Origin of the sequence: Pseudorhizobium halotolerans (genome assembly GCF_902153235.2) — a bacterium.
In the GTDB taxonomy this organism is placed as follows: domain Bacteria; phylum Pseudomonadota; class Alphaproteobacteria; order Rhizobiales; family Rhizobiaceae; genus Neorhizobium; species Neorhizobium flavum.
Genome location: NZ_CABFWE030000004.1, coordinates 279517 through 292521, shown reverse-complemented (window position 1 = coordinate 292521; position 13005 = coordinate 279517). Strand labels below are relative to the sequence as shown.

19 protein-coding genes are annotated in these 13005 nt (G+C 62.0%); 7 read left to right on the top strand and 12 right to left on the bottom strand.

Annotated features, from left to right (window positions below):
• Positions 1 to 4 precede the first annotated feature (4 nt).
• Positions 5 to 622 carry a leucyl/phenylalanyl-tRNA--protein transferase gene (aat, locus tag FN060_RS04740; RefSeq protein WP_142587075.1) on the top strand — a complete coding sequence of 206 codons (618 nt, stop codon included), beginning with the start codon at positions 5 to 7 and terminating at the stop codon, positions 620 to 622.
• 2 nt (positions 623 to 624) lie between these two features.
• Here the strand turns inward: aat and FN060_RS04735 are convergent, their stop codons facing one another.
• The 5 genes from FN060_RS04735 to gatB all read right to left on the bottom strand — a co-directional run bounded on the left by FN060_RS04735 (position 625) and on the right by gatB (position 4140).
• Positions 625 to 1032, bottom strand: a complete 408-nt coding sequence (locus FN060_RS04735; RefSeq protein WP_244467731.1) for a DUF2155 domain-containing protein — start codon at positions 1030 to 1032, stop codon at positions 625 to 627.
• Positions 1033 to 1139: 107 nt separating this feature from the next.
• Entirely contained in the window at positions 1140 to 1538 is a 399-nt protein-coding gene (locus tag FN060_RS04730; RefSeq protein ID WP_142587073.1) for an NADH:ubiquinone oxidoreductase subunit NDUFA12, read from the bottom strand.
• 117 nt (positions 1539 to 1655) lie between these two features.
• Positions 1656 to 2129, bottom strand: a complete 474-nt coding sequence (locus FN060_RS04725) for a GNAT family N-acetyltransferase (RefSeq protein ID WP_142587072.1) — start codon at positions 2127 to 2129, stop codon at positions 1656 to 1658.
• Positions 2126 to 2632 carry a GNAT family N-acetyltransferase gene (locus tag FN060_RS04720; protein ID WP_142587071.1) on the bottom strand — a complete coding sequence of 169 codons (507 nt, stop codon included), beginning with the start codon at positions 2630 to 2632 and terminating at the stop codon, positions 2126 to 2128. The genes FN060_RS04725 and FN060_RS04720 overlap by 4 nt, the downstream gene beginning before the upstream one ends.
• A 5-nt stretch (positions 2633 to 2637) precedes the next feature.
• Positions 2638 to 4140, bottom strand: a complete 1503-nt coding sequence (gatB, locus tag FN060_RS04715; RefSeq protein ID WP_142587070.1) for an Asp-tRNA(Asn)/Glu-tRNA(Gln) amidotransferase subunit GatB — start codon at positions 4138 to 4140, stop codon at positions 2638 to 2640.
• A 141-nt stretch (positions 4141 to 4281) separates the two neighbouring features.
• Here gatB and FN060_RS04710 point away from each other — a divergent pair, with 141 nt between their 5' ends.
• Positions 4282 to 4608, top strand: coding sequence for a DUF1294 domain-containing protein (locus FN060_RS04710; RefSeq protein ID WP_142587069.1), 327 nt, complete (start codon positions 4282 to 4284; stop codon positions 4606 to 4608).
• Here the strand turns inward: FN060_RS04710 and FN060_RS04705 are convergent.
• Entirely contained in the window at positions 4602 to 5111 is a 510-nt protein-coding gene (locus FN060_RS04705) for a GNAT family N-acetyltransferase (protein WP_142587068.1), read from the bottom strand. The two genes, FN060_RS04710 and FN060_RS04705, sit on opposite strands and share 7 nt — an antisense overlap.
• A gap of 275 nt (positions 5112 to 5386) precedes the next feature.
• Between FN060_RS04705 and FN060_RS04700 the strand changes: the two genes are divergently transcribed.
• The gene (locus FN060_RS04700; RefSeq protein WP_142587067.1) at positions 5387 to 5644 is read left to right on the top strand and encodes a YjhX family toxin; all 258 of its coding nucleotides are present in this window, start codon (positions 5387 to 5389) and stop codon (positions 5642 to 5644) included.
• Positions 5645 to 5695: 51 nt separating this feature from the next.
• Here FN060_RS04700 and gatA read toward each other — a convergent pair whose 3' ends face one another.
• The 3 genes from gatA to FN060_RS04685 form a co-directional block, all read right to left on the bottom strand.
• Complete coding sequence (gene gatA / locus FN060_RS04695) at positions 5696 to 7177, bottom strand: Asp-tRNA(Asn)/Glu-tRNA(Gln) amidotransferase subunit GatA (RefSeq protein WP_142587066.1); 1482 nt, start codon at positions 7175 to 7177, stop codon at positions 5696 to 5698.
• Between the two features lie 54 nt (positions 7178 to 7231).
• Positions 7232 to 7519 carry an Asp-tRNA(Asn)/Glu-tRNA(Gln) amidotransferase subunit GatC gene (gene gatC / locus FN060_RS04690; RefSeq protein WP_142587065.1) on the bottom strand — a complete coding sequence of 96 codons (288 nt, stop codon included), beginning with the start codon at positions 7517 to 7519 and terminating at the stop codon, positions 7232 to 7234.
• A gap of 74 nt (positions 7520 to 7593) precedes the next feature.
• Positions 7594 to 8298 carry a metal-dependent hydrolase gene (locus FN060_RS04685; RefSeq protein WP_142587064.1) on the bottom strand — a complete coding sequence of 235 codons (705 nt, stop codon included), beginning with the start codon at positions 8296 to 8298 and terminating at the stop codon, positions 7594 to 7596.
• Positions 8299 to 8412: 114 nt separating this feature from the next.
• Between FN060_RS04685 and ruvX the strand changes: the two genes are divergently transcribed.
• Entirely contained in the window at positions 8413 to 8904 is a 492-nt protein-coding gene (ruvX, locus tag FN060_RS04680) for a Holliday junction resolvase RuvX (RefSeq protein ID WP_142587063.1), read from the top strand.
• Here ruvX and FN060_RS04675 read toward each other — a convergent pair.
• The gene (locus FN060_RS04675) at positions 8844 to 9173 is read right to left on the bottom strand and encodes a DUF6105 family protein (RefSeq protein ID WP_142587062.1); all 330 of its coding nucleotides are present in this window, start codon (positions 9171 to 9173) and stop codon (positions 8844 to 8846) included. The genes ruvX and FN060_RS04675 overlap by 61 nt on opposite strands.
• A complete protein-coding gene (locus tag FN060_RS04670) occupies positions 9170 to 9346 on the bottom strand; it encodes a hypothetical protein (protein ID WP_183949839.1) in 177 nt (58 codons plus the stop codon). The genes FN060_RS04675 and FN060_RS04670 overlap by 4 nt, the downstream gene beginning before the upstream one ends.
• 202 nt (positions 9347 to 9548) lie before the next feature.
• On the opposite strand from FN060_RS04670, the gene FN060_RS04665 reads away from it, so the two are divergent.
• The 3 genes from FN060_RS04665 (at position 9549) to FN060_RS04655 (ending at position 12132) form a co-directional block, all read left to right on the top strand.
• Positions 9549 to 10232, top strand: coding sequence for a TetR/AcrR family transcriptional regulator (locus FN060_RS04665; RefSeq protein WP_142587061.1), 684 nt, complete (start codon positions 9549 to 9551; stop codon positions 10230 to 10232).
• Positions 10233 to 11096 carry an amidohydrolase family protein gene (locus tag FN060_RS04660; protein WP_142587060.1) on the top strand — a complete coding sequence of 288 codons (864 nt, stop codon included), beginning with the start codon at positions 10233 to 10235 and terminating at the stop codon, positions 11094 to 11096.
• Positions 11097 to 11166: 70 nt separating this feature from the next.
• Positions 11167 to 12132 (top strand): Bug family tripartite tricarboxylate transporter substrate binding protein, encoded by a 966-nt coding sequence (locus FN060_RS04655; RefSeq protein ID WP_425312140.1) that lies wholly within the window; start codon positions 11167 to 11169, stop codon positions 12130 to 12132.
• Positions 12133 to 12214: 82 nt separating this feature from the next.
• Here FN060_RS04655 and FN060_RS04650 read toward each other — a convergent pair whose 3' ends face one another.
• Complete coding sequence (locus FN060_RS04650) at positions 12215 to 12859, bottom strand: TetR/AcrR family transcriptional regulator (protein WP_142587058.1); 645 nt, start codon at positions 12857 to 12859, stop codon at positions 12215 to 12217.
• Positions 12860 to 13005 lie beyond the last annotated feature (146 nt).

Here is a 13005-nt window from a genome sequence, read left to right as displayed (position 1 = left end):
GGACATGGTCGGGCGGCGCGGCAGATATTATCCGGCGATCACACCGGATATCCTTCTGCGCGCCTATTCCATCGGCCTTTTCCCGATGGCGGAATCTGCGGACGACCCGGAGATCTTCTGGGTCGAGCCGGAGGTGCGGGGTGTACTCCCCCTCGACCAGTTCCACGTCTCCCACAGCCTTGCCAAGAAGCTGCGCAGGGAACCCTTCGACATCCGCTTCGACAGCGCGTTCGAGCAGGTAATCGAAAAATGCGCCGAACCTGCCGGAGACCGTCCGAGCACCTGGATCAACGCCACCATCCGCAAGCTCTACTGCGAGCTTCATGCCATGGGCCATGCCCATAGCGTCGAGGCGTTCGAGGGCGCGGAGCTCGTAGGAGGGCTTTACGGCGTCTCCCTTGGCTCTGCCTTCTTCGGCGAGAGCATGTTCTCCCGGCGGACCGATGCCTCAAAGATCTGCCTGGTACATCTGGTCGAGCGACTGAAGGCGGGAGGCTTTACGCTGCTCGACACCCAGTTCACTACCGAGCATCTTAAGACCTTCGGCGCCATCGACATCCCGAAGGACGATTATCTGGAGAAGCTGAAAAAGGCGGTGGAGTCGCCGCATCTGAAATTCTAGGTTCAGTTCGTGGCTTCCGGGGCCGGAACGTCCGATTCCTGCTTGCAGCCGGTCAACCATACGTCATAGATCGGATGCTCCACGGCGTTGAGGCCGGGGCTGTCTGCGAACATCCAGCCGGTGAATATCCGCCGGATCTTGCGGTCGAGGGTGATCTCGTCCACTTCGATGAAACCGTCCACCCTCTGCGCTTCCGTCTCGTCCCGGGAATAGCAGACCTTCGGCGTTACCTGCAGCGCGCCATACTGGACCGTTTCATCGATATAGACGTCAAAGGTGGTGATGCGACCGGTGATCTTGTCGATGCCGGCGAAGACCGCGACCGGATTGGAGATGCGAGCCGCCGAGACGGAGGTGACGCAAGACGCAGACGCAGCCGCTGCAAGAAGGCAAATGGTCAGCTTGCGCATGATATTCGTCATGGATGATGTTCCCATTCTGCGTCGCGCCTTAGGGCTCCCAAGGCGGCCCCAAGGCGCCTCTTCGGCCTAGAGGCCGAATGTGGCCAAAACAGGTGTCAGCTTCCCGGGGTCCAGGCGTCGTAGTCGCCGGTGACGCGAGGACGTTCGCCCGCGCCTGCAAGCGAGCCCTTGGGGCGATAGGCGCCGGAAGTACCGGTGAGATTAGACTTGTGCCCCTTCTCCCATCCGCGTGGCTGATAGGTCTCCTGGGACGGCGCAACATTGGTGCGATGATGCATCCAGCCATGCCAGCCCGGCGGAATCGCCGATGCCTCTGCCGGACCGTTGAAGATGACCCAGCGGCGCGGCACGCCGAAGGAGGTTTCGGGACCCTCGTAGTAGACGTTCCCGAATTCATCTTCCCCGATCTTCTTGCCGGAGCGCCAGGTGAAGAAGCGCGTTCCGATCGTCTGTCCGTTCCACCAGGTGAATATCTGCAGCAGGAGATTTTTCATGTGTTCTTCGTCAGCTCTGGCAAAGGCATTCGCACGGCGTGCGACCGAGGATTTGTCCGACCGCTTATGCAACCTGCGGCGCGCCATGTCCAGCGATTCCGGTTGGCGCGAGCCGCGTCAAAGCTTCATCTTGAAGCCGAAGTGGCTCCTCGCGAAACCGAGGCGCTCGTAGAATCGGTGCGCATCCTGCCGCGCCATGTTGGAGGTGAGTTGTACCAAGCGGCACCCGCGGCGCCTCGCTTCGGAGACCGCGTAGTCTATCATCATGGCGCCGATCCCCTGGCCGCGCGTGTCGGCGCGAGTCTGGACCGCCTCGATGATCATGGAAAGGCCGCCCCGGCCCGTCAGCGTCCGGTTGAACATGATTTGGAACGTGCCGACGATATCACCACTGCGTTCGGCCACGAAAAGCCGCTCGTTGGGCGAGAGATCTATCGCGGTGAACGCCTTGAGATAATCGTCGTAGGCATCCGAAGCGGTGGTGTCGCCGTGACCACCCACAGCGTCGGAAGCGAAAATCGCGATGAGAGCCGGAAGGTCGCGCTCGCGGGCCCGCCGGATCAGCACATCCTTCTGCACAAGTCCGCTCACAGGTTCCGAAGGGACTTCTCGAGAACGACCGCGGGCAGGCCGGAGTTAGGGCCGCCCCATTCCTCCATGCGATCCACCTCGGAAAAACCCAGCCGTTCATAGAAGGAGATCGCGCGGAGGTTCTGCAGGGCTACCTCGGTGCGCATCACCTCCGCATAGGGAAAACAGGTTTCCAGTTCGGCGAAGATGTCGCGGCCAATGCCGTCGCCCTGGCAGGATGGCCTGACGTAGAGCTGGTGCAGCATCACCGTCTTTTCCATCTTCGGGTACATGGCCGCATAGCCGAGCCCGCCGAGCTTCCGACCATCGTCTGCCAAGAGGAATTCACCGTCCTTCCGGACGATCCTGGCGCGGATGGCTGCAGGGGAGTGCCAGCTGCCGATCAGTTGCGCAACCTTCTCGGGACCATAGAAGGCGTCATAGGTGGCATGAAAGGTCTCTGCGAGAAGGGCGCGGATCTGCTCCACGTCTCCTTCTGCTGCTGTGCGGACAAAGAAGACCATGCGGCCTATTCCTCGATCCCGAGCTTCGCCTTCACTAATGCCTGGACCGCCTGCGGATTGGCCTTGCCTCCGGTTGCCTTCATCACCTGGCCGACGAACCAGCCGGCCAGTGCAGGCTTTGCCTGGGCCTTGGCGACCTGATCCGGATTGGCGGCGATGATCTCGTCGACGGCGGCCTCGATGGCGCCGGTGTCGGTCACCTGCTTCATGCCGCGCGCCTCGACGATTTCCGCCGGATCGCCGCCTTCGTTCCAGACGATCTCGAAGAGGTCCTTGGCGATCTTGCCGGAGATGGTCTCGGCCTTGATGAGGTCGATGATGCCGCCAAGCTGATCGGGTGAAACCGGAGTCTCTTCAATGGCTTTGCCGGCTTTGTTCAAGGCGCCCAGCAAGTCGTTGATAACCCAGTTCGCGGCCGTCTTGCCGTCGCGGCCAGCGGCCACCGCCTCGAAATAGTCGGCGATTGCCTTTTCCGAAACCAGCACCGAGGCGTCATACACCGAAAGACCGAGTTCGCGGACGAAGCGTTCCTTCTTGTCATCCGGCAATTCCGGAAGGTGCTTCTTCAGTTCCTCGACAAAGGCGTCGTCGAACTCGAGCGGCAAGAGGTCCGGATCGGGGAAATAGCGATAGTCGTGCGCCTCTTCCTTCGACCGCATGGAACGCGTTTCGCCCTTGTTGGGGTCAAAGAGCCGCGTCTCCTGATCGATGCTGCCGCCGTCCTCCAGGATGCCGATCTGGCGGCGTGCCTCGTATTCGATGGCCTGACCGATGAAGCGGATGGAATTGACGTTCTTGATCTCGCAGCGCGTGCCGAAGGGCTCGCCGGGGCGGCGAACGGAGACGTTGACGTCGGCGCGCATGGAGCCCTCGTCCATGTTGCCGTCGCAGGTGCCGAGATAGCGAACGATGGAGCGGAGCTTCGTCATGTAGGCCTTGGCCTCGTCCGAAGACCGCATGTCGGGCTTGGAGACGATCTCCATCAGCGCCACGCCAGATCGGTTCAGGTCGACGAATGACATGGTGGGGTGCTGGTCGTGCATCGACTTGCCGGCATCCTGCTCCAGGTGCAAGCGCTCGATGCCGATTTCCACATCCTCGAAGTTGCCCTGCCGGTCGGGCCCCAGAGAGATCACGATCTTGCCTTCGCCGACGATCGGGTCCTTGAACTGCGAGATCTGGTAGCCCTGCGGCAGGTCGGGATAGAAGTAGTTCTTGCGATCGAAAACCGAGCGCTTGTTGATCTTCGCCTTCAGACCGAGCCCGGTACGGACGGCCTGCCGCACGCATTCCTCGTTGATGACGGGAAGCATGCCGGGCATGGCGGCGTCGACGAGCGAGACGTTCGCATTCGGATCCTTGCCGAACTCCGTCGAGGCGCCCGAGAAGAGTTTGGACTTCGAAAGCACCTGAGCATGCACCTCCATGCCGATGATGACTTCCCAGTCCCCCGTGGCACCGGGAATGAGACGCTTCGGATCGGGCGTGCGGACATCGACAATGGTCATGGAATGCTCTTGAAATCGTCTTGTTGGGATAGTTGGTGAGGTAGAGCAAATGGGGCGGTGGCGCAAGCGCAGGCACCTTCCCCGGGAGCAACATCGTGCGCGCTTGGCGGAAACTTAACCACCGCGTGCCACGATAGCGAGATGCAACCGGCATCACTTACACTTGTCCTCTACCTTCTCCTGAATGTTGCGGTGTTCTTCGTCTACTGGTGGGACAAGCGTGCCGCAGTCGAAGGCAGGTGGCGCGTGCGCGAAAGCACTCTGCTGCTGCTGGCCTTTATCGGCGGCAGCTTTGGGGCAATTCTTGCGCAACGGCTCTTGCGTCACAAGACGCGCAAGGAGCCGTTCCGGACGATCCTCGCGCTGATTGCCTCGCTTCATATCGGCCTGACCACATTCCTGGCCGGGCTTTGGGTGGTTGCACCCGAAGCCGTCGCCGCCTTCTTCCGAGGCCATGTGTATCAGTAGGCGGGCCCGTAGGTTTCCGCCGCCTCCTCCACGAGAACCTTGGTGAGCCCGACGGTCTGTACTTCGCGATCGAGCTTCGGGGAGTACGTGGCGCTCAGCCAATTGATGCGATAGCCGTGCTTCTCGAAGAACGCCACCGCCTCGTCGTTACGGGCGTGTGTCTCGATGCGGGCAGTGTCGAAGCCCTGACGCACGATGTCTGCCTCGATCGATGCCAGCAAAGCGCCACCGAGGCCCTGGTGCTGGTACGGCGGATCGATCCAGAAGTCGGAGATCAGCTCGTCCAGCTTTTCCCGTGCCCCCCAGCCGGCTATGACGCCACCCTGCTCGATCACCGAAATCGTCAACCACGCGGACCGTGTGAAGGTATCGAAGGCCAAGCGCGCATTGTCGCGGATGCCTGCCATCTCGCCGACACTGCTCATCGCCTTTTCCCAGGCGCGCAGGCCGATCTCGCTCAGCGTCCCGGTCTCGTCCTCACGCGCGTTGCGAATGCTCGCCATGGCCGCCCCTGTTTGCATCCAGTAGATCACTGAGTCTGGCGTTTTGCCAAGTGGGCAGGCTGCCACAGATCGTAAAGCTTGACTTGAAACGGCGGCCTCTCTAGCCATTGAGCATCCTTATTGGAGTTTGGATGTCTACTCAGTCTGAGTCCCGCTGAAGGGCCGGCGCGCTCTACAGCACGCCTGGCCCCGCAAGAACGAACCACCGACGTCTCTGTGACGCCGGTACCGTTTTTGTGCGCCCACCACGTGGGCGCCGTTCAGGATCTCAGACAATGGACATATCGCGCGCAGAACAGCGCATTCTCCACCTGCTTGCCCAGGGCGGCAGGATCGAACTCGTCCGTGACGACAACCGAAAGGTCGAAAAACTGCAGCTCTTCACCCGCGAAGGCTGGATGTTCGGCGGGCTCGACATCGTCACATTCCGCAAGCTGAAGCAGAAGAAGGCAATCCGCTCGATCGGCGGCATGCCCTACCGCATCACCGAGCGCGGTCTCGTGCTGGTGCGGGGGGAGCAGGACAACAGGTGAAGATGAAGCCGGCGTCCCGAAGGAGGTTGGCTTCTCAAGGTGCAACCTGGCTTACCACCACTTCTTCGGCGTGAAGCGGCCGGCGGCCTGTTCGATGACATGGGCCGTCCGGAACAGAGTCTCTTCCTCGAACGGCTTGCCGATCAGCTGCAGGCCGAGCGGCAGGCCCTTGTGGTCGAGGCCGGCGGGAACGGCGATGCCCGGGAGGCCGGCCATGTTCACGGTCACGGTGAAGATGTCGTTGAGGTACATTTTTACCGGATCGGCAGCGAGATCCTCGTCTGCGACCCCGAAGGCGGAAGATGGGGTGGCGGGCGTCAGGATGGCATCGACGCCAGCATCGAAGACCTGCTCGAAATCGCGCTTGATCAGCGTGCGGACCTTCTGGGCCTGCAGGTAATAGGCGTCGTAGTAGCCGGCGGAGAGCACATAGGTGCCGATCATGATGCGGCGCTTGACTTCCTTGCCGAAGCCGGCGGCGCGCGTCTTCTCGTACATGTCGACGATGTCCTTGCCGTCGACGCGAAGGCCGTAACGGACACCGTCATAACGGGCAAGGTTCGAGGATGCTTCCGCCGGGGCAACGATGTAATAGGCAGGCAGCGCGTACTTCGTGTGCGGCAGAGTGATGTCGACGATCTCGGCGCCGGCATCCTTCAGCCAGGCGATGCCCTGCTGCCAGAGCTTTTCGATCTCCTCCGGCATGCCTTCGACACGGTATTCCTTCGGAATGCCGATCTTCATGCCCTTCACCGACTGGCCGAGCGAGGATTCATAGTCCGGAACCGGCAGATCGACGGAGGTGGTGTCCTTGGCATCGACGCTTGCCATCGACTTCAGGAGGATTGCGGCGTCGCGCACGTCGCGGGCGATCGGTCCGGCCTGGTCCAGGGAGGACGCGAAGGCGACCACGCCCCAGCGCGAGCAGCGGCCATAGGTCGGCTTGATGCCAACGGTGCCGGTGAAGGCTGCCGGCTGGCGGATGGAGCCGCCGGTGTCGGTCGCGGTGGCGCCAGCGCAGAGATGCGCGGCAACGGCAGCGGCAGACCCACCGGACGAGCCGCCCGGCACGAGCTGCTGATTGGAGCCCTCCGCCCGCCACGGGTTGATGACCGGGCCATAATAGGAGGTCTCATTGGAGGAGCCCATGGCGAACTCGTCCATGTTAAGCTTGCCGAGCATCACCGCGCCGTCGTTCCAGAGGTTCTGAGTGACGGTGGATTCATACTTGGGCTGGAAGCCGTCGAGGATGTGCGAGCAGGCCTGAGTATGGACGTCGCGCGTGCCGAACAGGTCCTTGATGCCGAGCGGAATGCCTTCGAGCGCGCCGGCCTTGCCGCCCGCAATCCGCTCATCCGACGCCTTGGCCATCTGGAGCGCCTTGTCCGGCGTTACCGCGACATAGGCATTGATCGCCTCGTTTGCTGCCTGGATGGCGTCGACATAAGCCTGCGTCAGTTCGACGGCCTTGATGTCCTTGGCCTTCAGCTTGTCGCGTGCTTCGGCAATGGTGAGGCTGGTGAGTTCGGTCATTTTATCTATCGCTCAGCGGGTATGTCGGGAATGGTCGGAGGACAGCAGGTGCGGCTACTCGACGACCTTCGGGACGAGGAAGAAATTGCGATCGGTGGCTGGTGCGTTCGCGACGATATCATCGGCCTTGCTGCCATCGGTGACGTCGTCGGTGCGCTTGCGCATGAGCATCGGTGTCACCGACGTCATCGGCTCGACACCCGTGACGTCGACTTCGCCAAGCTGTTCAACGAAGCCGAGGATGCCGTTCAGTTCGCCGACCATGCGTTCCGCCTCGTCATCGCTGACGGCGATGCGGGCAAGACGCGCGACGCGCTTGACGGTGGCGAGATCGACGGACATGGCATTGGCTCCGGGCAAGAATTTCCTACCGCTATAATGGCCACGTCCGCCGTTCGCAACGGGGAAGCGGATAATCAGAAGCTGAGCGTCGTACCCGTCGCCGGCGCCTCCACGCGGGTCCGCGTACCCTCCATCCCCTTCACGAACTTCTCCGCCGTCTGGTCGATGATCGGGAACGAACCGTAGTGGCAGGGGATTGCATGCTTGAAGTCGAAGAAGCGCTGGCACGCGAGCGCTGCAACGGCGCCACCCATGGTGAACCGGTCGCCGATCGGCACCAGGCCGATATCCGGCTGATGCAGTTCGTTGATCAATCCCATGTCGGTGAAGATGTCGGTATCGCCCATGTGCAGCACGGACGGCTCGTCGTCAAAATGCAGCATGAGGCCATTGGCGTTGCCCAGGGAATGGGAGACGCCATCCTCGGTGATCTGCGCGGAGGAATGGTGCGCCTGGGTGAAGGTGACGGTGAAGCCGTCGAAGGAGATCGTGCCGCCGGTATTGCCCATGTCCACCTTCGCCACCCCCTTCTTGCCGAGCCAGGCCGCGAGATCGGCATTGGCCAGGACGATGGCGCCGGTTTCCTCTGCGAGAGCAATGGTATCCCCGACGTGATCCCCATGCCCGTGGGTGAGAAGAATATGGCTGATGCCTTCGGCTGCGTCCTTCGCATTCAGACCGGAAAAGCCCGGATTGCCGGTGAAGAAGGGGTCGATCAGGATCTTTGCCTTGGCCGTTTCGATGCGGAAGGCGGAATGGCCGAGCCAGGTGATCTTCATGAAAAGTCTCCTCGTACGTGATGCGAAAGCTGGCAGGAATGCTAAAGAGATATCTCACCGGCGCCCGATTGGAAGCGGCGCCATGCCTGTTTCTACGCAAAGGATGCAAAACGGATGACGGTGCTGACGATCGAGGAACTGGCTGAGACGCTTCAGAGTAGCCAGGCGATCGCAGGCCTCGATCTCGGGACGAAAACCATCGGTATCGCCATGTCGGACCTCGGTCGCCGTTTTGCCTCGCCGAGACCGGTCCTGAGGCGCACCAAGTTTACGAAGGACGCGGAACTGCTGCTGGCCTTTGCGGAGAAGGAAAAGGTCGCGGCCTTCATCATCGGCCTGCCCATGAATATGGACGGGTCTGTGGGGCCGCGGGTCCAGGCGACGCGGGCCTTTGTCCGTTCGATGGGGGACAAGACCGCCCTGCCCTTCGTCTTCTGGGACGAGCGGCTGTCGACGGTGGCGGCGGAGCGCGCCCTGCTCGAAATGGATGTCTCCCGCGCAAAACGCGCCGAACGTATCGATTCGGCGGCCGCGAGCTTCATCCTTCAGGGCGCCCTGGACAGGCTTTCCTCGCTGGGAAGAGAACTCAACGCCGATCGCTCCTGACGCGCGCGCCACCAGGCGGCGATCCTCCTGCGGCGGCGGAAGGCGATGATTGCGAAGACGATCAGGCTATCCACAACGATTGCCCTGGCGACGAGCGGCGGGATGTCCTGCGCCGGAATGCCGAGCACACCACTATAGACCTGGAATACGAGATCATGCGTCTCGCGCGTCAACATAAAGAAGCCGAAGCTCATGTCGTTGTAGGAAAGCCCGTACCAACTGCCGAGCAGCAGGATCGGTCCGCCCCACAGAATCAGGAACCACTTCATGCGGTCCTCCTTCCCGGCTGTACGAAGTGAAACTCCACCATCGGCAGCCATCTCAACAAAGCCATCAGGCTCAGCAGGACCGCGGGGATGGCAATATCCAGCGCCAGCACCGCGAAAAACATCGTCATGATGCCCAGCAATGCGCGATCCGTAAGATGGGTTCCCTGCAGCAACGGCTCGCCCCGCCCATGGTTAACGATTGATTAAGTCAATCTAGGCCTCTCGACCGGGAGAGCAACGCAAACCCTCACCTATGGTTAACGGCCTGTCCGATCTGTGGACAACCCGCATCCCCACGCCCGGCGGCGGGCGATTCTTTAGCCGCTGCATCTTCTCCGATTGACTGACCGAATAATTTGGACAAGTGTACAAATAATGCGAGCAAACGTAAAAGAGACCCTCCTGCGAAACGCCGCCATGCTGTTCTCCCGCAGCGGCTACAACGCTGTCTCCCTCCGCGATGTGGCCAAGGCGGCAGGCGTCAATGTGGGGAGCCTGACCTATCATTTCGGCTCGAAGGCAAACCTGCTGCGGGAGATCTACGAGCGTCACACGCATCCCATGAACGCTCGGCGCCTAGAGTTACTCGGGGAAGCGCGACGGATCAGCGATGCAGACGAGCGCCTGATGGCGATCCTGCGGGCCTACGTGGTGCCGGCTTTCGTCTCGTCCTCCGACGGCGACGGGGGCGGAGCAGAGTTCACCCGCATGCGGGCCGTTCTCTCCGCCGAAGGCAATCCGGACGCGCAGGCGATCATCGCCGATGCCTTCGACCAGACCAGCCGGACCTTCATCGAGGCGCTGGCAGAGTGCGTGCCGGGTGCGTCCCCGGAAAGCCTCGTCTGGCGCAGCCAGTTCCTCCTCGGCGGTCTCTACTATGCCCTCATCAATCCCGAGCGCATCACCCGCCTCTCAAATGGAAGAGTGGACGGAAACGACCGCGACGCTGCCATCGAGCATCTTGTCGAGGCGACCTATGCCAGCTTCAGGAGCCTCTCGGAAATTGCATCGGTGGTCGCAGCTGCCGACAACAAAACTATCAGGAAAGCGAGTATCTGAATGACCTCTGCCCCGTCTCCCAAGGACCAGCAGAAGCGTAAGCCCAGCTTCACCGCGCCGGCGCTTAGCTGCGACGCGCATTGCCATGTCTTCGGCCCCGCCGCCGCATTCCCCTATGCGCCTGACCGGCGCTACACGCCGCAGGACGCGCCAAAGGAGGCACTGGCTGCACTGCACGAGCGGCTTGGCCTGGAGCGGGCCGTGATCGTACAGGCAAGCTGCCACGGCACGGACAACAGGGCCATGCTCGATGCCATCGCCTGGCGTCCGGACAGCTACCGGGGTGTCGCGATCGTGGATGACACGTTCGATGACACGGCACTGCAAGCGCTCCACGACGGAGGCGTTCGCGGCGTCCGGTTCAACTTCGTCAAGCATCTGGGCGGCGCGCCGGACATGGCCGTCTTCGACCGCGTCATCGACCGCATCAAGGGGCGCGGATGGCATGTCGTGCTGCATCTCGACGCGGTCGACATCGTGCCGCTCTCCGACATGATCCGCCTGCTGCCCATACCCTTCGTGATCGACCACATGGGACGCGTCGATACGACGCTGGGGACGGAGCAGCCCGCCTTCCAGTCATTGCTGGAGCTCGCCCGTCGCGACGACTGCTGGGTCAAGGTCTGCGGCTCCGAGCGCATCTCCCGGTATCCTTTCGACGCGGCCCTACCCTTCGCGCGGGCGCTTGTGGAGACAAGTCCCGAGAGAACGCTCTGGGGAACGGATTTCCCGCATCCCAACCTGAAGGAGCCGGTCGACGAGGCGGATCTTCTCGACCTCGTTGACCGGATCGTGCCGACCGCGGAGGAGCAGCAGCGGCTGCTGGTCGACAATCCAGCCCGGCTCTACGGCTTTACAACCTGAACAAACACACCTGGAGGAGGAAGACATGACGAAGACAACGACGAAGCGGACGGGGATTTTCCGACGCACGATGATCAAGGCATTGCTGCCGGCCATGCTGCTGGCGACGGCAGATCCTGCTGTCGGCTGGGCACAGGAAAATTACCCGGAGCGCGACATCACGCTCGTCCTTCCCTTCGGTCCCGGCGGCATCGCCGACATCACCTCGCGGGTGGTCGCCGAATCGCTCGGCAAGAAGCTCGGCAAGCAGATCATCATCATGAACCAGCCCGGCGCGGCAGGTTCGGTCGCGGCAAGGGCGGCGTTGAACGCTCCGGCCGATGGCTACACCCTTGCACTTCTCTCCAACGGCACGGCGATCAGCGTGCCGCTCTTCGAGAACCTGCAATTTGACCCGATGAGGGATTTCGTCCCGGTCTCGAGCCTCGCCTATTTCGACTTCGTCTTCGTGGCGAAGAAGGGAGGAAAGTTCTCGACGCTGGCCGATGTCCTTGCGGCGGCCAAGGCAGAGCCCGGCATGCTCAACGTGGGTACGATCAACGTCGGCAGCAGCCAGAATCTCGCCGCTGAACTCTTCAAGTCCACGGCCGGGATCGACTTCACCATCGTTCCTTACAAGGCGACGCCGGATCTCCTGGTCGCACTCCTCGGCGACGAACTCGACATGATCGTCGATAGCCAGACGGCGCTGAAGGCGGCGCTGGAACAGGGACAGGCGGTGGCGCTGGCCTCTTCCGGTCCCGAGCGCTCGAAACTGCTGCCCGAGCTCGCAACGGCGCAGGAACAGGGCGTCGAAGGCTTCGACGTCACCTCGTGGAACGCAATCTTTGCACCAACGGGCACGCCTCCTGAAGTGGTGGAGAAGCTGAATGCGGCGCTCGTCGAGGTGCTGGCCGACCCGGCGGTCCAGAAGCGTTTTGCCGAGCTTGGCGTTGAAGCACGTTCGAGCACGCCTCAGGAAATCGGCGACCGGCTCGCGGCCGACATCGAGAAGTGGGGCGCCGTCATCGAGAAGGCCGGCATCCCGAAGCAGTGAGCTTTCCCAGGAGACGGTGTGGCGGCCACCGTCTCGACCTGGCCCGGGAGATGGATATCAATCCTCTTCCGGGTCATTTTTTTCAACCGTAGATGCCTCGCACCAGACGGCGAATGGACGCTGCGACCTTGTCCCAGTCCTTGTCGCTTCGAAGCGGCAAGCCCGCAAATTCACCCGTTACCACCGACGAGATCACCAGATGCTGGATGGCGGCAAACAGAATGCCGTTGGCCGTCGGCGCATCCACGCCCTTCGGCGCCGAAAGGCTGCCCCGCATCCGGTCGAGCCATTTCGCCAGCGCCCTGGAGCGCGCCTCGGCAAGGCGGCGGACCTGCGGCGTGTCCTTGGAGACTTCCCAGGCAATGATCTTGCAGACGAGCGGATCGTTACGCAGGGCATCCATGTAGAGAAGCGACAGCCGCTCCATCAGGTCACCATAGGTCAGAACGAACATTCCACCCGTGTCTTCGGGGATCCGTTCCTTCACCCAGTCGCCCAGATCGGCACCGATGGCATCGAGAAGACCGTCCAGGCCGCCGTAATAGCGATAGATCAACTGCTTGTCGCAGCCGGCGCGCCTGGCGATCGCATTGATGCCGAACCCCTGGAAGCCCTCCTCCGCCAAGAGGTCACGCGCAGCATGGAAGATCGCTGCCTCGGTCTGCGCGCGGTTCTTGACGCGCTTCTCCGGCAGGGGATCAACGAAAGCTTCCTGTACTGCAAGCATGACCGGCACTCCAACTCGTTGTCTGCCGATAAGCGGCCCGGCAGCACCGCACAATGAGCGCTCTTTCTCCATTCACAGAAACCGTAGCATTGCATCCGCGCCAACCGGCAGATAAGCCTCGGTGCCTTCTTGCCGACACCCTCCGA

What these genes read in the sequence shown, in the direction of transcription:
- aat (WP_142587075.1), top strand. Translation starts at nt 5, where the DNA reads ATGGTCGGGCGGCGCGGCAGATATTATCCGGCGATCACACCGGATATC.
- FN060_RS04735 (WP_244467731.1), bottom strand. Translation starts at nt 1,032, where the DNA reads ATGCGCAAGCTGACCATTTGCCTTCTTGCAGCGGCTGCGTCTGCGTCT.
- FN060_RS04730 (WP_142587073.1), bottom strand. Translation starts at nt 1,538, where the DNA reads ATGAAAAATCTCCTGCTGCAGATATTCACCTGGTGGAACGGACAGACG.
- FN060_RS04720 (WP_142587071.1), bottom strand. Translation starts at nt 2,632, where the DNA reads ATGGTCTTCTTTGTCCGCACAGCAGCAGAAGGAGACGTGGAGCAGATC.
- gatB (WP_142587070.1), bottom strand. Translation starts at nt 4,140, where the DNA reads ATGACCATTGTCGATGTCCGCACGCCCGATCCGAAGCGTCTCATTCCC.
- FN060_RS04710 (WP_142587069.1), top strand. Translation starts at nt 4,282, where the DNA reads ATGCAACCGGCATCACTTACACTTGTCCTCTACCTTCTCCTGAATGTT.
- FN060_RS04705 (WP_142587068.1), bottom strand. Translation starts at nt 5,111, where the DNA reads ATGGCGAGCATTCGCAACGCGCGTGAGGACGAGACCGGGACGCTGAGC.
- FN060_RS04700 (WP_142587067.1), top strand. Translation starts at nt 5,387, where the DNA reads ATGGACATATCGCGCGCAGAACAGCGCATTCTCCACCTGCTTGCCCAG.
- gatA (WP_142587066.1), bottom strand. Translation starts at nt 7,177, where the DNA reads ATGACCGAACTCACCAGCCTCACCATTGCCGAAGCACGCGACAAGCTG.
- gatC (WP_142587065.1), bottom strand. Translation starts at nt 7,519, where the DNA reads ATGTCCGTCGATCTCGCCACCGTCAAGCGCGTCGCGCGTCTTGCCCGC.
- FN060_RS04685 (WP_142587064.1), bottom strand. Translation starts at nt 8,298, where the DNA reads ATGAAGATCACCTGGCTCGGCCATTCCGCCTTCCGCATCGAAACGGCC.
- ruvX (WP_142587063.1), top strand. Translation starts at nt 8,413, where the DNA reads ATGACGGTGCTGACGATCGAGGAACTGGCTGAGACGCTTCAGAGTAGC.
- FN060_RS04675 (WP_142587062.1), bottom strand. Translation starts at nt 9,173, where the DNA reads ATGAAGTGGTTCCTGATTCTGTGGGGCGGACCGATCCTGCTGCTCGGC.
- FN060_RS04665 (WP_142587061.1), top strand. Translation starts at nt 9,549, where the DNA reads ATGCGAGCAAACGTAAAAGAGACCCTCCTGCGAAACGCCGCCATGCTG.
- FN060_RS04660 (WP_142587060.1), top strand. Translation starts at nt 10,233, where the DNA reads ATGACCTCTGCCCCGTCTCCCAAGGACCAGCAGAAGCGTAAGCCCAGC.
- FN060_RS04655 (WP_425312140.1), top strand. Translation starts at nt 11,167, where the DNA reads ATGATCAAGGCATTGCTGCCGGCCATGCTGCTGGCGACGGCAGATCCT.
- FN060_RS04650 (WP_142587058.1), bottom strand. Translation starts at nt 12,859, where the DNA reads ATGCTTGCAGTACAGGAAGCTTTCGTTGATCCCCTGCCGGAGAAGCGC.